Here is a 16,489-nt window from a genome sequence, read left to right on the forward strand (position 1 = left end):
AAAACCACGGACGCGTCATGCTCAAAGTACTCATCCTCGGTGTGAATGGCTTCATCGGCCACCACCTCACCCGCCACATCCTCGAGACCACCGACTGGCACGTCTACGGCATGGACATGCAGTCGGAACGGGTCGCCCCCTGGCTCCATGACCCGCGCTTTCACTTCTTCGAAGGCGACATGACGATCAACAAGGAGTGGATCGAATACCACGTGAAGAAGTGCGACGTGGTTCTCCCGCTGGTGGCGATCGCGACGCCGGCGACCTACGTGCAGCAACCGCTGCGCGTCTTCGAGCTCGATTTCGAAGCCAACCTGCCGGTCGTCCGGCAGTGCCTGAAGTACGGCAAGCGCGTGGTGTTTCCCTCGACCAGCGAGGTCTACGGCATGTGCACGGACGCCGCCTTCGACCCGGAATCGTCGAACCTCGTCTACGGGCCCATCAACAAGCCCCGCTGGATCTATGCCGCGGCGAAGCAGCTGATGGACCGCGTCATCCACGCCTACGGCCAGCAGGACGGCCTGCGCTACACCCTCTTCCGTCCCTTCAACTGGATCGGACCGGGGCTCGACAGCCTGCATACGCCCAAGGAGGGATCGAGCCGGGTCATCACCCAGTTCCTCGGCCACATCGTGCGAGGCGAGCCGATCCGGCTCGTCGACGGCGGAAGCCAGCAGCGCGCCTTCACCTACGTGGACGACGGCATCGAAGCGCTGGTCAAGATCATTGCCAACAAGGACGGCGTGGCCGATTCGAAGATCTACAACATCGGCAATCCCGCCAACAACCATTCCATTCGCGCGCTGGCCGAGATGATGGTTGCGCTGGGGCGCACGCTGCCGGAGTACCGCGACGCGGCTGCGGCGGTGCAACTCGTCGATGTTTCCTCGGCGGACTACTACGGGCGCGGCTACCAGGACGTGACCCATCGCGTGCCGGACATCCGCGCGACGATGCAGGACCTGGACTGGAAGCCGAAGGTCGGCATGGAGCAGGCGCTGGCCGAACTGTTCGCCTACTACCGGGACGAAGCGGAGGCCGCGGCCGACCTGGCGGCCTGACCCGATGGCGTGCATCGCACTCAAGGTCGACGTCGACACCTTTCGCGGCACCCGTGAAGGCGTTCCCCGGCTGGTCACGCTCCTGAGAATGGTCGGCGCGCGGGCCACTTTCCTTTTCAGCCTCGGGCCCGACCACACCGGCAGGGCCGTCTTCCGCGTTTTCCGCCCCGGCTTCCTGAGCAAGGTCGCACGCACCTCGGTGCTCGAGCACTACGGCGTGCGCACGCTGCTCAACGGCATTGTCCTGCCGGGCCCGGACATCGGAAAACGCGAGGCGGCCACCCTTCGCGCCGTGCGCGATGCCGGCTTCGAAGTCGGCGTGCATTGCTGGGACCATATCGACTGGCAGGATCACCTCCTGCGACGGGACCCCGAATGGACCACGCGGCAGATGAAGCGCGCCGTGGACCGCCACACGGAAATCTTCGGCTCGCCGCCGCAGTTGCACGGGGCGGCCGGCTGGCAGTTCAACACGGCGGCCGCGCAGGCGGAGACGGCACTGGGCATCCGGATCGCTTCGGACACGCGCGGATCGGAACCCTTCATCCCGGTGTCCGACGACGGACGCGCCATCGGCCCGCCGCAGTTCCCGACCACGCTGCCCACGCTCGACGAACTGATCGGCATCGACGGCATCGATGCGGACAACGTCGATGCGCACCTGCTCTCGCTCACTGCCGACCCTGACCGGGACCATGTCTACACCCTGCATGCCGAACTCGAAGGCATGAAGCTCATGCCGGCCTTCGAGCGCTTGCTGCGCGGCTGGAAAACGCAGGGCCACAGTCTGGTTGCGCTCGGCGATCTCGCGGCGGCAACGGAAACGTCGGACCTCCCGCGCCACCGGCTGTTGCAAGGCGAGGTGGCAGGTCGCTCCGGGGTGCTCGCCGTCCAGGGCGCTGCCTGGACCCCGGTTACCGCCAGCTAGGCACCGCCGGCCAAGGCGTATTGCTCGACCTGGCACGCGTAGCTGCCCGGTTGTGCCGTGCAGACGCTGGACGTCACCGGCCCGGACGGCATGCCGGCGCAGCCGACGAGCATCAGCAGAAGCATCGCGATCGCAATTTGTCTTGGCATTGGATTCCGTTCAGAAGCTGTGCTTCAAGCCGAGGTCGTACCCTTGTGAATTGCGATTGGGCGCCGTCGTCGACCCATTGAGCGCAAAGGCGGAGCCTCCGCTGTTGCGTATCGTGGCAAAGGTCGCGTAGGCCGCCGTGCGCTTCGAGAAGTTGTAGACGTAGCCGATCGCGAACTTGCGGGCTTGCGGGTCGCCAACCGCATCGGTGCCGTATTCCGAATAGGAGAGCTTCAGCTGGTCGAACTTGAACACCGGGATCACCGCGCCGACGATATACCCGGTGCCGGTGACCGGAATGAACTGCTCCACCTTGTCGTGGAAGTAGCCCGCGGTGACCTTGACGACGTCGAAATCGTAGGAAGCGCCAACGTTCACGACCGGAATGTCTCCGGCGCTGGCCGTCTTGACATAGCTTGTCTTCCCTGTCGACACGGCGATTCCCAACGGCCCCGAGACGTAGCCGATACGCAATGCATAGCCGTTGCCGGCATTGGAAGCCGGGTTGTCGATCGGCGACGAGTGCACGTTCTCGCCCATGAAATACTGCACCTCGCCGAAGAATCCGCCGAGGGTTGCGGGAAGGTAGTAGCCGACCATGTTCGAGACCCGGGTCGCGGTCGTTCCCGCGATCGAGCCTACATAGGGCTGGGATGCGCCAGCCCCGTTGGTCGCGAAGGGGTCGGTCTGGTCCCGGTTGCGATAGGTCGCCGAGAAGTCCCGGCCCATCCGGATCTCCCCCCACCGGTCGATCAGGCTGACCGTCGATCGACGGTTGAACATCAGGCCGCCCGTGCCCAGCCCACCGTCCGGCTGGTTGTTGATGTTGGTGGATCCGCCGGCGCCCGTGTCCATGGTGACGCCAGCCTCGAGCCAGAAGCCCGCCGCGAGGCCGCCGCCCAGGTCTTCGACACCCCGAAATCCCAGGCGCGAGGAGGTGTTGGCGCCGCTGACGACCTGGGTGGTGCTCGTCACGCTGCCGGTCCCGTAGCTCAGCGCCGCGTCGGCGACGCCGAACAGCGTGACGCTGCTTCCCGTCGGCGGGCTCTGCACGACGCCGGTGATCTGCGCGAAGGCGCCGCTCGCAAGCAGCATGCTGGTGAAAGCGACAAGTGCCAGTTTTCTCATGTCGACCCCTCCTCGTTCTGCAGTTGGATGCATCGCCCCCCCGCCGGGCGTGCACCATGATAGGGACCCGGAGCCGCCTGGGAACCACGCTGTGGTTTGAAAAGAACAGGCTGCCGCCTCAAGCTGCCGTTGACGAGGCTGGCGTCGGCAGCCTGCTCATGATGAGTTCGGCCATCGGCGATGGTGTGCGGCCGCGCAAGGTGGCCACGCCCGTCTGCGCCGCAAGATGCGGCAGGCCCGCGACCTTCACCGGATGCAGCCTGCCCTCGGCCACCTCCTGGGCAATGGCGGCGTGCGTGGTGGCGAGGACCGAGTCGCTGGCGAGCGCGATGTCCTTCAGCACGCCCACGTCGTCGCATTCCAGAGCCAGCGGCAGTCCGTCCGACGATCCGATGCCCAGCATGCGGGACAACGCCGCGCGCACCTCCGCGGGCAACCTCACGGACAGGACGCCGTGCGCCCAGAGCTGTTTCAGCGGCACGGATCCGCGCTGGGCCAGGGGGTGGCCGGTGCGCACGTAGAAGCCGCCCGGCTCGCTGCGCAAGGCCCGCACCTGGAGGGTGGGATCGGCGGGCAAGTCCCTGACATCGGCAATGAAGAACTCGATGTCTTCCTCGAGCAGGCGCTTCAGCAGCAATTGCCAGTTGCTGACCTCGACGCGCAGGTTGATCCCCGGAAATTCCCGACGCAGTGTGGTGAGCAGCGGCTTGAGAAAGGTCGCCGCCGGAAAGGGCCCGGCGCCGAAGGCCGTGTCGCCCAGCCCGCGGCTGCGGTAGAGCTCGACGTCCCGTTCTAGACAGCGGCTGTTAAACACGAGTTGCCGGGCGCGCGCCACCACGAATTCACCGGCCGCCGTCGGTACCACCTCCTGCGTGCCGCGGTCGAACAGCTGCAGTCCCAGTTCGGCCTCCGCCGCCTGAATGCTGCGCGTCAGGGCGGGCTGGCTGAGATGCACTTGCTCGGCAGCGCGGATGAAGCTCCGCCGGTCCGCGACCGCGACGATGTGTCCCCAGCGCTTGAGGTCCATGAGCCGGCTCCTTCCGGGGCAATTGCGCCCGCTGCATCGATTCTTGACCAACTATGCATTGGACTCAATCGGGGTTCACCTGAACAATCGCGCCTATTCCAAGAGCCCCGGCGTTCGGACACAGGACCCGGCCCGCCGAACAACGCCAAGGAGACAACCTGGTGAACCTGATCCAAAACCTCGTGCTCGCCACGATCATCCTGTTCTTCGCCGTGCTGGAGATCCGCTCCGGCAAGCACGAACGCTTCAACGTCACCAAGGACGACACCAAGCTGGAACTGTTCATGTTCCTCGCGCTGCTGGCGGTGTCGCAGCCTTTCATCTTCGGGGTGACAGGCATGCTGAGCGAACTGGTCATGCCGGGCCAGCGCGGTGCGTGGGCGCACCTGCCGTGGTGGGCCATGGGCGCGATCCTGCTGGTCGCCGACGACTTGACCCAGTACTGGTGGCACCGCATCTCGCACTCGCCGCTGCTGTGGCCGCTGCATCGTGCGCACCATACGGCGCACTACATGAGCATTCGCATCACCTACCGCAACAACTTCTTCTACTACCTCATGATGCCGGGCCTGTGGGCATCCGGCGTGCTCATCTACCTGGGCTTCGGCGATGCCTACCTTGTCTACATCGTGATCAAGCTCACGGTCATCCTGGGTGCGCACAGCGCCGTGCCGTGGGATGCGCCGCTGTACCGCATCAAATGGCTGCACCCCCTCGCCTGGGTGCTGGAACGCACGATCTCCACGCCGGCCACCCATTGGGCGCACCACGCGCTGACGAACGAAGACGGCATCGGGCACTACAAGGGCAACTTCGGCAACCTGCTGTTCGTGTGGGACCTGATCTTCGGCACGGCCAAGATCACCCGTCGCTACCCCGCCAAAGTCGGCCTGCAGGACGACCTGGTCTTCGGCAAGGAGCGCTGGTTCGTCGAGATGTTCTATCCCCTCCTCCACTCGAAGCGCGCCCACTCGGCCCTGGTGCCCGGTGGCCGGGCGTACGTGGATTCCGAGCCCGGCACGGATGCCGGCAACGACCCGCAGCCGGCCGCGGCGACCCGGGCCTGAGATCGATCCGAAGCCGGACCGATGGCCAGCCGCTTCCGAGGTCGGCGCGCATGCCGTCCATCGCTTCGAGGAAACCGCTCGGCCGACGTCGGAATTAGATGACAGGATTCCGGCAGCGGTGGGAGCATCGTGCGTTCCGTCAACGACGCGAGGTGACGCCATGTCGAACAACTTCAGTTGCCACCCGAAGCGCCGCGGCGCCCCGGCGCTTGCTGCGATGGGCCTCGCCCTGATGCTCATCCAATCGCCGGCTTCGGCGGAGCCCATCTTCAAATGCGGCAAGACCTACACGAACGTTCCCCCGGGCCAGGGAGCGGCCAAGGCGCCCAAGGGCTGCGTGCTGGTCGACACCGCGAACCCGTCCAAGGGACAGTCCGAGTTCATCGCCGTCGATGGCTCCAGGCAGATCACCGTGCCGATCGGGCAGGATGGCCGGTTCTGGATTCGCGGCTCGGTCAACGGCTTTCCGGTCCAGTTCGTGATCGACAAGGGCGCGACCGTCAATGCCGGCGTGGCCGTCACCGAGGACTTCGCGGCCAGGGCCAACCTGATCGGGGGCGTGCCGGCGCACATCCAGACCGCCGGCGGCATGGTGGACGGGCGTCGCATCGAGGGTGTCGCGTTGACCTTCGGGCCTTTCAAGGTGCCCGTGTCCACCGTGCTCGTCGGGGCCGTAGGCGGCAAATCCACCGACGCCGTCCTCGGCCAGGAACTGCTCTCGCTCTTCGACATCACCGCCAATGACCGCGAGATGACGATCGCCAGCAGGTAGCTGCCGCAGTCAGGTCGGGACTTCGATCTCTGCTATCACCCGGCTGGCGGCGATCTGGTCGCCCGTCGCGACATGGAGGGCGATGACCCTGCCGGAAATGGGCGCTGCATGGATGTGCTCCATCTTCATCGCTTCCAGCGTGACCACCGGTTGCCCCGCGCTCACCGTGTCGCCGACGCCGACCATGACGGCGACCACCCGTCCGTTCATCGATGCGCGCAGCTTGCCGTCGCTTGCCGCTCCTTGTCGCGCCGATGCGGCGCGCGTCCTGTCCTCGACCTGCACGGGCATGCCTCGGTAGGCCAGCCACAACGTTGTGCCATCACGGTGGAAGGCGGCCGTCTCCTGCACGCCGTCGCAGATGAAGCGCACGCAGCTATCGGCGAGGTCGACGAGTTCGACCTTGGAAGCCTGCGCACCCACGCTTACCCGGAAGGATCGATCGCGTTCGACAGCCATGCTGGCATTTACCGAAGCCCCATCCATGTCGAAGCGCAGCGAGATCGGCAGGTTGTGCGTCAAGCGAGGAACGCCCGGCTTCCGTCGGCGATCGCCCGCGCTTTCATGTAGCAGCACCGCCGCGACGGCCGCCGCTCGTGCCTGCATGGCCGCATCCTTCGCAAGCAGCGTCTCCTGATGTTGCGCGATGAACGCCGTGGTTGCCCCGCCTTCGGCAAACACCGGATGCGCCAGGCAGCGTTGGAGGAAGAACTGGTTGGTCGTCACGCCCAGGGCGACGGTGTCCTGGAGGCCGGACGCAAGTTTCCGCCTTGCTTCGTCACGCGTACGGCCGTGGCTGATGACCTTCGCGATCATGGAGTCGTAGAAAGGCGGAATAGCTGCACCTGATTCCAGCGCATCCTCGACGCGCAATCCTGCGGGCTTCTGCCACAGGGCCATGGTCCCGCTCCGGGGCACGAAGCCTTCCACGGCGTCCTCGGCACAGAGCCGCACCTCGATCGCATGGCCGTTGAACTGCACCTGCTCCTGCGTGAGCGTCAGCGGCTCGCCCGCGGCGATGCGCAATTGCAATTCGACGAGGTCCAGCCCGGTGACCGCCTCGGTGACCGGATGCTCGACCTGCAGCCGAGTGTTCATCTCCATGAAATAGAAGTTCCGATCCCTGTCCAGCAGGAATTCGAGCGTGCCTGCGCCTTCGTACCGAATGGCCTTGACGGCGGCGACGGCCGTCGCGCCCATGCGGGCGCGCAGTTCGGCATTCACTGCTGGCGAAGGCGCCTCTTCGATGAGCTTCTGATGGCGACGCTGCACCGAGCAATCCCGCTCGCCGAGGTGGATGGCATGGCCGTAGCGATCTGCGAAGACCTGGATCTCGATGTGCCGCGGTTCCACGATGGCGCGTTCGAGAATCACCTCGGGATCGCCGAACGCGCTCTGCGCTTCCGAGCGCGCGCTGCGCAGTAGCTCGGGGAATTCGGCCACCGAAGGCGCCAGCCGCATGCCGCGCCCTCCTCCGCCGGAGGCCGCCTTGATCATCACGGGAAAGCCGATGCGCCCCGCTTCGGCAACGAGGCGCTCGTCGCTCTGGTCGTCGCCCTGGTAGCCGGGGATGCAAGGAACGCCCGCGGCCTTCATCAGGGTTTTCGCGCCGGCCTTGTGGCCCATCGATGCGATTGCCTCGGCAGAGGGGCCGATGAAGACCAGCCCCGCGTCCTTGCAGGCCCGGGCGAAATCCGCGTTCTCCGCGAGAAACCCGTAGCCGGGATGCACGGCGTCGGCGCCGCTGAGCCTCGCCGCATCGATGATCGCCCCGATCCGCAGGTACGACTGCGCCGGCAGTGGCTCGCCGATGCAAACCGCCTGGTCGGCCTCACGCGTGTGGCGCGCGCCCGCGTCGGCCGTCGAGTACACGGCCACGGTGCGATAGCCGAGCGCGCGTGCGCTGCGGATGACGCGCAGTGCAATCTCGCCGCGGTTGGCGATCAGGATCTTGCCGAACGGCGTCGGGGCCAGCGTCGAGACGGTCATGAGGCGTGTCCGGAAAGGTTCAGGGGCGTGCGACGGAAAACTGCATGGGCTTCGGCTGGCGCAGTTCCGACTCGCGGCAGATCGCCAGCACCTTGGCGAGCACGGCCCGCGTGTCGCGCGGATCGATGACGCCGTCGTCGAGCACGCGCGCGCTCGTGGTGAACACGCTCATCTGGCTGTCGAAGCGGTCGACGATGCGGCGCTCCAGCTCATCGAGCTTGCCCTGGTCGACCTCGCCCTTCCGCTTCATGGCCGCCTCGGTCACGATGACCATCGTCTTCGCGGCCTGCTCGCCGCCCATCACCGCGGTCTTGGCGTTGGGCCACGAGAAGCAGAAGCGCGGATGAAAGCCGCGACCGCACATGCCGTAGTTGCCCGCGCCGAAGGACGCGCCGCAGTAGATCGTGATCTGGGGCACCGTCGCATTGGTCACGGCCTGGATCATCTTGGAGCCGTGCTTGATGATGCCGGCCTCCTCGTAGGCCTTGCCGACGATGTAGCCGGTGGTGTTGTTGAGGTAGAGGATCGGCGTCTTCGACTGGCAGCAGGCCTGGATGAAATGCGTCGCCTTGGTCGCACCGGCCGGATCGATCGGGCCGTTGTTGGTGACGACGCCGACCGGCAGGCCCTCGATCTTGCAATGCCCGACGACGGTGGCGCTGCCGTAGTTCTCGCCGAACTCCAGGAATTCCGAATCGTCGGCGATCCGCGCGATGACCTCCTTCATGTCCACCGGCCGCTTCGGGTCCATCGGCATGATGCCCAGCAGTTCCTCGGCGTCGTAGCGCGGCGGCTTGAAATGGGCCGGGCGCTCGGGCGGCATGTCGCGGTTCCAGTCGATATGGGCCAGGATCTCGCGCGCGATGCGGATGGCGTCGCGATCGTCCTCGGCCAGGTAGTCACCGAGGCCGGAGATCGAGGTGTGCATGACCGCGCCACCCAGTTCTTCCTCGGTCGCGATCTCGCCCGTCGCGGCCTTGAGCAGCGGCGGGCCTGCGAGAAAGGCACGCGAGCGGTCCCGCACCATCACGATGTAGTCCGACAGGCCCGTCTGGTAGGCACCGCCCGCGGTCGATGAACCGTGCGTCACGGTGATCACCGGCAACCCGGCGGCCGACATGCGCGCGAGGTTGCGGAACAGGCTGCCGCCGGTGATGAACTCCTCGACCTTGTAGGTCATGAGGTTGGCGCCTGCGCTCTCCACGAGTTGCACATAAGGCAGCTTGTTCTCCAGCGCCAGTTCCTGCACGCGCAATTGCTTCGGTATGCCCATCGGCTGCAGGGCGCCGGCATCGATTCCGGAGTCGGAGGCGTTCACCATGACGCGAACCCCTGACACCCAGCCGATGCCGCTGATGACGCCACCGCCCGGAACGCTCTTCTCCAGGTCGGGGTTGTCCAGGCCCAGTCCGGCCAGCGAGCAGATCGGCAGAAAGGGCGTGCCGGGGTCGAGCAGCAGCGACAGCCGTTCGCGCGGCAGCAGTTGCCCCCGCTTCTCGAAGCGCTCGCGCGACCTGGCGGAGGTCACGGCGCTGCGTTCCTCGTAGCCACGCACGCGCTCGATCAGGGCCAGCATGCCCTCCCGATTCGCCTGGAAGGATTCGCTGCCGGTAGAGATGCTCGACTCGATGGTTGCCATGTGCCTTGCCCTTGTTGTCCTAGACGCCGAACTGGCGGGCTGCCAGATCCTTCATCACCTCTTCCGAGCCGCCGCCGATCATCATGACCTTCACTTCGCGGTAGATGCGCTCGCTCTTCGTGCCGCGCATGTAGCCCATGCCGCCGAGAAGCTGCACGGCCTGGTCCGCGCAGAACTGCATGGCTTGCGTCGCCTGTACCTTGGCAAGGCAGACGCGCGCCACCAGACGCGCCGGGTCGTCCAGTTGGTGCTGGATGCGGTAGGTCAGGTCGTAGACGAGCGTGCGTGCGGCGTCGATGCGAAGGGTCATGTCCATCAGCTTGTGCCGCACGACCTGCCGCTCGGACAAGGGCGTGCCGAAGGACACGCGCTGGCGCGTCCAGTCGACCGCTTCCTCCAGGCAGACCTCGGCCATGCCGCAGGCCAGCGCCGACATGAACAGGCGCTCCGAATTGAAGTTGTTCATGAAAGTCTTGAAGCCGCGGTTCTCTTCACCGACCAGATGGGCGACAGGCACGCGGCAGTTGTCGAAGCGCAGGTGCGCGGTGTCCGAGCTCCACCAGCCCATTTTCCTGAGCGGCGTGCGGGTGAGCCCCGGCGTGTCGCCGTCGATCACCAGCACGGAGATGCCGCCGGCGCCCTTGTTCGAAGGGTCGGTCCGCACGGCGGTGGTGATGAAGTCGGCGCGAATGCCGGAGGTGATGAAGGTCTTCTCGCCGTTGACGACGTAATGGTCGCCGTCGCGGATGGCGGTCGTGAGGAGACTTGCGACGTCGGAGCCGCCCGAAGGTTCGGTCACCGCCAATGCCGCGATCTTCTGCCCCGCGAGCACCGGCGGCAGCACGCGGTGTTTGAGCGCTTCGCTGCCGGCCGCAAGAATGGGCGGCAGCGCGATGCTGTGGGAATTGAGGGAAGCCTGGATGCCGCCGCAGCCGCACCGGGCGAATTCTTCCGCCACCACCACCTGGTAGAACAGGTCCGCCGGCGTGCCGCCGTATTCCTCGGGGTAGTTGAGCCCGAGCACGCCCAGCTCGGCGGCTCGTCTGTACAGCGATCGCGGGAAAGTCTCCGCCTCGTCCCACTCGTTCACATAGGGGGTGATTTCGCGCGCGATGAATTCGCGCAAGCTCGCGCGGAACTGCTCGTGGTCCGGACTGAAATAGAAAGGCAGCGGCGGCGCATCCAGGAATTCCATGGGTGACTCCTCATGGCCCTGGAGGCTAGCCTTCGTGCCTGCGGAGGTCTTGCGCGGAGTGGCTATCGGGCGATCGATAGCGACTTGGCACAAGCCCTCCGGGCCCCTCTCCCGATAAGCTGAATGCATCGCCTTCGCGCAGGAAAAGAGCCATGACCGAATCAACCGCACAGAAGATTGTCCGCATCGGCGGCGCTTCGGGCTTCTGGGGCGACAGCATGGTCGCCGCGCCGCAACTGGTGAAACTCGGCCGGCTCGACTACCTGGTGTTCGACTACCTCGCGGAGACCACGATGGCGATCCTCGCGGCCGCGCGGGCGCGAAAGCCGGAGATGGGATACGCCACCGATTTCGTCGAGATCGCCATGAAGTCCGTGCTGGGCGAAGTGAAGCGGCAAGGCATCAAGGTGATCAGCAATGCAGGCGGCATCAACCCACACGGGTGTGCCGATGCGCTGCGGGCGATGGCGGAGGCGGAAGGCATCGCGCTGCGCATCGCCGTCGTCGAGGGCGATGACGTCAGCGCGATGATGCCCGCGCTGCGCGAGCGTGGCGTCAAGGACATGTTCACCGGCGAGCGACTGCCCGAGAAGGTGCTGAGCGCCAACGCCTACCTGGGCGCGGTGCCGATCGCCGAGGCGCTGGCGGCAGGCGCGGAGGTGGTGATCACCGGCCGTTGCGTCGACAGCGCCGTCACCCTCGGTCCGCTGATGCACGAGTTCGGCTGGTCGAGCGAGGACTTCGACCTGCTGGCCTCCGGCAGTCTCGCCGGCCACATCATCGAATGCGGATGCCAGGCGACGGGCGGCCTGCACACCGACTGGGAAGACATCCCCGACTGGGCGAACATGGGCTATCCGATCGTCGAGTGCCATGCCGATGGCAGCTTCGTCGTCACGAAGCCCGAAGGCACCGGCGGCAAGGTGATCCGCGCCGCGGTCGCCGAGCAAATGCTCTACGAGATCGGCGACCCGGCCGCCTACATGCTGCCCGACGTGACCTGCGATTTCCGCCATGTCGTCATCGAGCAGCAGGCGGAGAACCGCGTGCACGTCAGCGCCGCGAAGGGCCGTGCGCCCTCCCCGGCCTACAAGGTGTCCGCGACCGAACTCGACGGCTTTCGTTGCGCCGGCAGCATGGTGATCATCGGCATCGATGCCGGGAAGAAGGCGCGGCGCACGGCCCACGCGATCATCGAGCGAACGAGCCGCATCCTGCGCGAGAGCGGCCAGCCGCCTTTCACATCGACCCACATCGAAGTGATCGGATTGGAGTCGCTGTACGGGCCGCATGCACGGACGCAGCATGCGCGTGAGGTGATGATGCGTGTGGTGGCGAATCATCCGCAGAAGGCGGCGCTCGCGATGTTCGCACGCGAGATCGCGCCGGCGGGTACTTCGTGGGCACCCGGCACGACCGGCCCTGGCGGCGGCCGGCCCGCCGTGTCGCCCCTGATCAAGCCCTTCTCCTTCCTACTCGACAGGAATGATGTGCCGGTGGCATTCGTGCTCGATGGCGAGCGGCGGCCGGTTTCGATTCCGACGTTCTCAGAGGATGCGGAAGACCCGGCCATCGAATTGCCCGCAGCATGGTCGGACTCCGGCGAGCCGATGGAGGAAGTGAGCCTGATCCAGCTCGCGTACGCACGCAGCGGCGACAAGGGCGATCTCTCCAACATCGGGCTCGTCGCCCGTCGTCCCGAGTGGATGCCCCTGCTGTGGAACCGCGTGACGCCGCAGGTCGTGCGCGACTACTTCGCGCATCTCGTCCAGGGGCCGGTCGAGCGCTTCTACCTGCCGGGCACGGCGTCGATGAACCTGTTGCTGCACGACGCGCTGGACGGCGGCGGCCCTTCGTCGATGCGCATGGACCCGCTCGGCAAGGGCATGGCCCAGATGCTGCTCGACATGACGATCCGCGTCCCGCTCGACGTGGCCGAAGCCGCGGCGAACCATGTCGCCAACAAGGCTTCCGGGCGTTCGTGAGGGACGGGTTCCCGAGAACTTTAGATTTCGCCGACGGCTGTGACTTCCTACCTTGGGAGGCCACTGCGCTCCGCGATCCAATGGGGCCCGCATGAACTTGATTTCACAGCGAATGAAGCCAGCCCTGAGCCTAGTCGTCGAAGAACCCATTGCCGGGCATTTCTATTGGTTGATCGTTCAACCGGGAGGCTGGCTTCGGCTCTCCCCCACCCTCATCGATTCCGCGATCGGACCGCTGCCGTCGTACCAGGCCGCGCAGGAAGCCGGGCGCGCGGTCCTCGCGACGATGCAGGCCCCGGTCGAGCGACCCATTCCGAGTGGCTTCGGCGGCGCCTGGGACATCATGACGATGCCCGGCGCGCTCGTTTGAAGGCTTCAGCCTCTCAATTCCTCGAGCGTCTTGCCGCTGGCAAGGGCCTCTTTCATCCAGCGCGGTTGAGGACCACGGCCAGTCCATGAGTTGCCGCTTCCATCGCGATACAGCACCGACGAAGGGCGACGCTTGAACTTGCGCGTCCTGCCTGTTTTGCCCGGCGCCGCCGCAGCGGCACCGGTCGAGAATTCATCGAGCGACTTTCCCGACGCCAACGCATCGCGCAGCCAATGAGGGCGCGGACCGCGACCCGACCACGAGTTGCCGTTGCCGTCGCTGTACTTGGCGCCCGACGGTGCGGCCGCAGACTTCGAAGCGGTCTTCTTGCCGGTCGACGCCGAGCCGAAGCCGAGTTGGCTCGCGGTCAATCCATAGTGATCGATGGCCACCTTGATGCGCGAAACGACGCCTGAAACTTCCTTCTCGCGGAGGGCGTCCGCCTGCCGTTGCAGCATTGCAATCTTCTTCTGAAGCTGGGAATAGGTCTGAGTCATGAGCCGCCTTTGTCAATTCAATCAAGGGCTATAGCTTAGCCCCAATGCCTTACATATCTGAAAAGCGTCCTTTTTCTGAATGCTGGCATCCCTTTTTTCAATGGCGAGAAGTTCCGGGGATTCGGGTTTCAAAGCAAGCCGAATGTGACAAAGGCCTCGCAGAGTCCAACTGCCGGAGCCTGCCGTCATGGATTGCGGGGTGGGTCATGCGAGGATCAAAAGCTCTCAATCAACTCGACAGCCTGGACAAGAAGACGACATGAGCATTTACGTGATCGACGACCATCCACTCATCAGGGACGCAGTCTCCATGGTGCTGCGCAGAGTGCGTCCCGCGGCCAATATCGTCGAACTGGACCGCCTTTCCCGATTGGACGACGCCGTGGTGAAGCACGGCAGCCCCGACCTGTTCTGCCTGGACCTGAACCTGCCGGACACCACGGGTTGTTCGGGCGTGATTGCGATCAAGCAAAGCTTCTCGAGCGTTCCGCTCGCCGTCTATTCGGCTTCGCCGGCGGCGGACATGGAGGCGCAATGCCTCGCGCACGGTGCCGACATCTATATCGACAAGGCCAGCGGCGCCACGCAACTGGCCGCGTCACTGCGTGCGCTGCTGATCGACGACATCGAGAGCGATACGGACAGCGATGAGGTCCCCGCGCCGGGCGGTCGATTGACGAAGCGCCAGCGCCAACTGGTGCAATTGCTTAACGAAGGACTCGGCAATCGCGAGATGGCGCAGCGTCTGGAAATCAGCGAAGACACCGTAAAGGTGCACATGTGGCGGTTGTACAAGCGCATCGGCGTCAGCAGCCGGACGCAGGCGCTGCACTATGCGAGAACGAACGGCCTGCTCTCGCCCCAGTCGGAGCAGTTCTCGAGCGGCACCGGGATCTGATCGAATCTCCGCCCGGGATTGCCGGCCGCGAGGCCGGTCAACGAATCGTCGAAAGCCGTCCGAAGGCTGTTCCAGCGCCCAACGAGGTGTTGCACTCCTGCACCAGCGCGGCGGACTGCGTGACCTGGTCGGTCATTCGATCGTTGAGTGGCCGCCAGCCGCGGTACAGGGGCACGACGAGGAACCATCCCGTCGCCGCGACGCCCAGTCCCGCGCCAATGCATAGCCAGTGCATGAATTCCATTCCTCGACCTCTTCGTGTTGTGACGTTCGACAGTCTGCATGCGGGCCGGCGTCTTGTGCATCCGCCATTTGGCGCATCCCCGGCACTTGCTCAGCTCGGAGAGCGGTCAGAAGTCACGTTTGGCCTCGACTTTGCAATGTCCACCAGATCCCCGAGTCGCATCGAACAACGCGTGCCCTTGCCCGCCACGGAGTCGAGTCGAACCTCGGACTTCAATGCGCGAGCGAGTCGAGCAACCACCGAGAGACCCAGGCCCACGCCGTCCGCCGTCGGTGCGCCTTCGTCATTGACCCGGTAGAACTCCTCGAAGACGCGTTCGATCTGATCGGCCGGAATGCCGATGCCCTGGTCGAAGACTTCGACCACCACGTCGCCCTGCTGCAAGCGCGCCGCGAGCAGTATCTTCTTGCCGGGCTTGCTGTACTTGATGGCGTTGGACAGGACGTTGCCGACCATCCGTTGCAGCCGCACGCGATCCGAATGAATGACGGCCTGACCCGTGCGCACCCGCAGCCGTATGCTCTTCGCTTCCGCAAGTGGCTCGTATTGCACCTGCAGGTCATGGACGATGTCCGCGATCTGAACGGGCTCGATCGACAGTTGGATCTGGCCGCTGTCCAGGGTCGAGAGATCGAAGAGCGAATTGAAGAGATGGCTGACTGCCGCCGTCGCCCTGGCGATCTTGGGCGCGAGTTCCGCGTGCGTCTCGGGGTTGTCCTTCAGGAAGTCCGCGTACAAGGCCAATGCGGAGACGGGTTGCCGCATGTCGTGGGTGGCGGCAGCCAGGAAGCGATTCTTCGTCTTTACTGCTTCGGTGGCCTGGCGCTCTTTCAGGGCGAGGTCGTACTGCAGACCGAAGTGCTCCTCCTGGTTGGCATGCACCGCCTTGCCAAGCCAGATGATCACCGCCCAGTTGAACAGCGCGAGGGCGACGATCCAGTAGTTGAGCGCACTGAGCGTGGGTTCGTGGGCAACCACGAAGAGCACGCACGACAGCATGACGATGAAGATCGAATTGACCGACCAATAGAGAAGGAAGGGAATCAGCGCCAGTCGCGTGAGCGGCCCATAGATGATGATCGCCAGGATGAGCCAGCAGGCAAGCTGATTGGCGTCCGGAATGCGCCCGAGAAAGAGAAGAACGGACAAGCCCCAGAACGGCGCTTCGAGGATGAAGATGGGCGCGACCTTGGCCAGGAACAGGTTCAGCCTGTCGTAGCTGGCGCTCGGATGGTCACGCACGTAGATGCGGCCGACCCGATAGCGCAGCGCGGCGATTCCGAAGCCGGCGACGAGCCAGGCCGATACCGCAACTGGATCGCCCCTGCCCCAGCACAGCGCGGCCATCGCCAACATCAGCGCGATGCCGATGACCTGTCGGCTGCGCGACTGGCGCAGGTAGTGGCGGGTCAGCTGTGCCAGGATCCAGCCGGACCGATTCGACCCGGCCGCATCGTCGGCGTCGCCCGGCCCGGGCTCCTGGCCCGAAGTCGCGCGGGACGACGACACGCTTGCACGGGCAGGGACGGGCATCGCGGGGGC

16 protein-coding genes are annotated in these 16,489 nt (G+C 65.5%); 7 read left to right on the forward strand and 9 right to left on the reverse strand.

Going from position 1 to position 16,489, the window contains the following annotated elements; all coding sequences use genetic code 11:
* Positions 1–17 precede the first annotated feature (17 nt).
* Both ACSFBL_RS28090 and ACSFBL_RS28095 read left to right on the forward strand, forming a co-directional pair.
* Positions 18–1,061 carry a bifunctional UDP-4-keto-pentose/UDP-xylose synthase gene (locus ACSFBL_RS28090; protein ID WP_435519107.1) on the forward strand — a complete coding sequence of 348 codons (1,044 nt, stop codon included), beginning with the start codon at positions 18–20 and terminating at the stop codon, positions 1,059–1,061.
* 4 nt (positions 1,062–1,065) lie between these two features.
* Positions 1,066–1,989, forward strand: coding sequence for a polysaccharide deacetylase family protein (locus ACSFBL_RS28095; protein ID WP_435519108.1), 924 nt, complete (start codon positions 1,066–1,068; stop codon positions 1,987–1,989).
* Here the strand turns inward: ACSFBL_RS28095 and ACSFBL_RS28100 are convergent.
* From ACSFBL_RS28100 to ACSFBL_RS28110, 3 genes are all read right to left on the reverse strand, one after another.
* Positions 1,986–2,138 (reverse strand): hypothetical protein, encoded by a 153-nt coding sequence (locus ACSFBL_RS28100; protein WP_435519109.1) that lies wholly within the window; start codon positions 2,136–2,138, stop codon positions 1,986–1,988. The genes ACSFBL_RS28095 and ACSFBL_RS28100 overlap by 4 nt on opposite strands.
* 10 nt (positions 2,139–2,148) lie before the next feature.
* Positions 2,149–3,264 (reverse strand): porin, encoded by a 1,116-nt coding sequence (locus ACSFBL_RS28105; RefSeq protein WP_435519110.1) that lies wholly within the window; start codon positions 3,262–3,264, stop codon positions 2,149–2,151.
* Between the two features lie 118 nt (positions 3,265–3,382).
* Positions 3,383–4,291 (reverse strand): LysR family transcriptional regulator, encoded by a 909-nt coding sequence (locus ACSFBL_RS28110; RefSeq protein ID WP_435519111.1) that lies wholly within the window; start codon positions 4,289–4,291, stop codon positions 3,383–3,385.
* A gap of 158 nt (positions 4,292–4,449) precedes the next feature.
* Here ACSFBL_RS28110 and ACSFBL_RS28115 point away from each other — a divergent pair, with 158 nt between their 5' ends.
* On the forward strand, positions 4,450–5,358 hold the full coding sequence (locus ACSFBL_RS28115) for a sterol desaturase family protein (protein ID WP_435519218.1): 909 nt from the start codon (positions 4,450–4,452) through the stop codon (positions 5,356–5,358).
* 160 nt (positions 5,359–5,518) lie between these two features.
* Complete coding sequence (locus ACSFBL_RS28120; RefSeq protein ID WP_435519112.1) at positions 5,519–6,130, forward strand: retropepsin-like aspartic protease family protein; 612 nt, start codon at positions 5,519–5,521, stop codon at positions 6,128–6,130.
* Between the two features lie 9 nt (positions 6,131–6,139).
* On the opposite strand, the gene ACSFBL_RS28125 is transcribed toward ACSFBL_RS28120, so the two are convergent.
* Genes ACSFBL_RS28125 through ACSFBL_RS28135 form a run of 3 tightly spaced genes read right to left on the reverse strand, consistent with a single transcriptional unit; the run spans position 6,140 to position 10,953 of the window.
* On the reverse strand, positions 6,140–8,119 hold the full coding sequence (locus ACSFBL_RS28125; RefSeq protein ID WP_435519113.1) for an acetyl-CoA carboxylase biotin carboxylase subunit: 1,980 nt from the start codon (positions 8,117–8,119) through the stop codon (positions 6,140–6,142).
* A 19-nt stretch (positions 8,120–8,138) separates the two neighbouring features.
* Positions 8,139–9,758, reverse strand: a complete 1,620-nt coding sequence (locus ACSFBL_RS28130; RefSeq protein ID WP_435519114.1) for an acyl-CoA carboxylase subunit beta — start codon at positions 9,756–9,758, stop codon at positions 8,139–8,141.
* A 19-nt stretch (positions 9,759–9,777) separates the two neighbouring features.
* The gene (locus ACSFBL_RS28135) at positions 9,778–10,953 is read right to left on the reverse strand and encodes an acyl-CoA dehydrogenase family protein (protein ID WP_435519115.1); all 1,176 of its coding nucleotides are present in this window, start codon (positions 10,951–10,953) and stop codon (positions 9,778–9,780) included.
* Between the two features lie 152 nt (positions 10,954–11,105).
* On the opposite strand from ACSFBL_RS28135, the gene ACSFBL_RS28140 reads away from it, so the two are divergent.
* Both ACSFBL_RS28140 and ACSFBL_RS28145 read left to right on the forward strand, forming a co-directional pair.
* Positions 11,106–12,938, forward strand: a complete 1,833-nt coding sequence (locus ACSFBL_RS28140; RefSeq protein ID WP_435519116.1) for an acyclic terpene utilization AtuA family protein — start codon at positions 11,106–11,108, stop codon at positions 12,936–12,938.
* A 91-nt stretch (positions 12,939–13,029) separates the two neighbouring features.
* Complete coding sequence (locus tag ACSFBL_RS28145) at positions 13,030–13,308, forward strand: hypothetical protein (protein WP_435519117.1); 279 nt, start codon at positions 13,030–13,032, stop codon at positions 13,306–13,308.
* Between the two features lie 5 nt (positions 13,309–13,313).
* Here the strand turns inward: ACSFBL_RS28145 and ACSFBL_RS28150 are convergent, their stop codons facing one another.
* Positions 13,314–13,805 carry an H-NS family nucleoid-associated regulatory protein gene (locus ACSFBL_RS28150; protein WP_435519118.1) on the reverse strand — a complete coding sequence of 164 codons (492 nt, stop codon included), beginning with the start codon at positions 13,803–13,805 and terminating at the stop codon, positions 13,314–13,316.
* 259 nt (positions 13,806–14,064) lie between these two features.
* Here ACSFBL_RS28150 and ACSFBL_RS28155 point away from each other — a divergent pair, with 259 nt between their 5' ends.
* Positions 14,065–14,703: a response regulator transcription factor gene (locus ACSFBL_RS28155; RefSeq protein ID WP_435519119.1), complete on the forward strand. Its 639-nt coding sequence runs from the start codon at positions 14,065–14,067 to the stop codon at positions 14,701–14,703.
* Between the two features lie 37 nt (positions 14,704–14,740).
* Here the strand turns inward: ACSFBL_RS28155 and ACSFBL_RS28160 are convergent, their stop codons facing one another.
* Complete coding sequence (locus ACSFBL_RS28160) at positions 14,741–14,947, reverse strand: hypothetical protein (protein WP_435519120.1); 207 nt, start codon at positions 14,945–14,947, stop codon at positions 14,741–14,743.
* 90 nt (positions 14,948–15,037) lie between these two features.
* Positions 15,038–16,480: a sensor histidine kinase gene (locus tag ACSFBL_RS28165; RefSeq protein WP_435519121.1), complete on the reverse strand. Its 1,443-nt coding sequence runs from the start codon at positions 16,478–16,480 to the stop codon at positions 15,038–15,040.
* Positions 16,481–16,489 lie beyond the last annotated feature (9 nt).

Source organism: Variovorax glacialis (assembly GCF_051216375.1).
In the GTDB taxonomy this organism is placed as follows: Bacteria; Pseudomonadota; Gammaproteobacteria; order Burkholderiales; family Burkholderiaceae_C; genus Variovorax.

Bases quoted from the DNA above. Each gene is read 5' to 3' on its own strand.
- ACSFBL_RS28135 (WP_435519115.1), bottom strand. From the start codon at position 10,953: ATGGAATTCCTGGATGCGCCGCCGCTGCCTTTCTATTTCAGTCCGGAC.
- ACSFBL_RS28150 (WP_435519118.1), bottom strand. From the start codon at position 13,805: ATGACTCAGACCTATTCCCAGCTTCAGAAGAAGATTGCAATGCTGCAA.
- ACSFBL_RS28105 (WP_435519110.1), bottom strand. From the start codon at position 3,264: ATGAGAAAACTGGCACTTGTCGCTTTCACCAGCATGCTGCTTGCGAGC.
- ACSFBL_RS28100 (WP_435519109.1), bottom strand. From the start codon at position 2,138: ATGCCAAGACAAATTGCGATCGCGATGCTTCTGCTGATGCTCGTCGGC.
- ACSFBL_RS28155 (WP_435519119.1), top strand. From the start codon at position 14,065: ATGAGCATTTACGTGATCGACGACCATCCACTCATCAGGGACGCAGTC.
- ACSFBL_RS28165 (WP_435519121.1), bottom strand. From the start codon at position 16,480: ATGCCCGTCCCTGCCCGTGCAAGCGTGTCGTCGTCCCGCGCGACTTCG.
- ACSFBL_RS28145 (WP_435519117.1), top strand. From the start codon at position 13,030: ATGAACTTGATTTCACAGCGAATGAAGCCAGCCCTGAGCCTAGTCGTC.
- ACSFBL_RS28090 (WP_435519107.1), top strand. From the start codon at position 18: ATGCTCAAAGTACTCATCCTCGGTGTGAATGGCTTCATCGGCCACCAC.
- ACSFBL_RS28095 (WP_435519108.1), top strand. From the start codon at position 1,066: ATGGCGTGCATCGCACTCAAGGTCGACGTCGACACCTTTCGCGGCACC.
- ACSFBL_RS28160 (WP_435519120.1), bottom strand. From the start codon at position 14,947: ATGGAATTCATGCACTGGCTATGCATTGGCGCGGGACTGGGCGTCGCG.
- ACSFBL_RS28110 (WP_435519111.1), bottom strand. From the start codon at position 4,291: ATGGACCTCAAGCGCTGGGGACACATCGTCGCGGTCGCGGACCGGCGG.
- ACSFBL_RS28130 (WP_435519114.1), bottom strand. From the start codon at position 9,758: ATGGCAACCATCGAGTCGAGCATCTCTACCGGCAGCGAATCCTTCCAG.
- ACSFBL_RS28120 (WP_435519112.1), top strand. From the start codon at position 5,519: ATGTCGAACAACTTCAGTTGCCACCCGAAGCGCCGCGGCGCCCCGGCG.
- ACSFBL_RS28140 (WP_435519116.1), top strand. From the start codon at position 11,106: ATGACCGAATCAACCGCACAGAAGATTGTCCGCATCGGCGGCGCTTCG.
- ACSFBL_RS28125 (WP_435519113.1), bottom strand. From the start codon at position 8,119: ATGACCGTCTCGACGCTGGCCCCGACGCCGTTCGGCAAGATCCTGATC.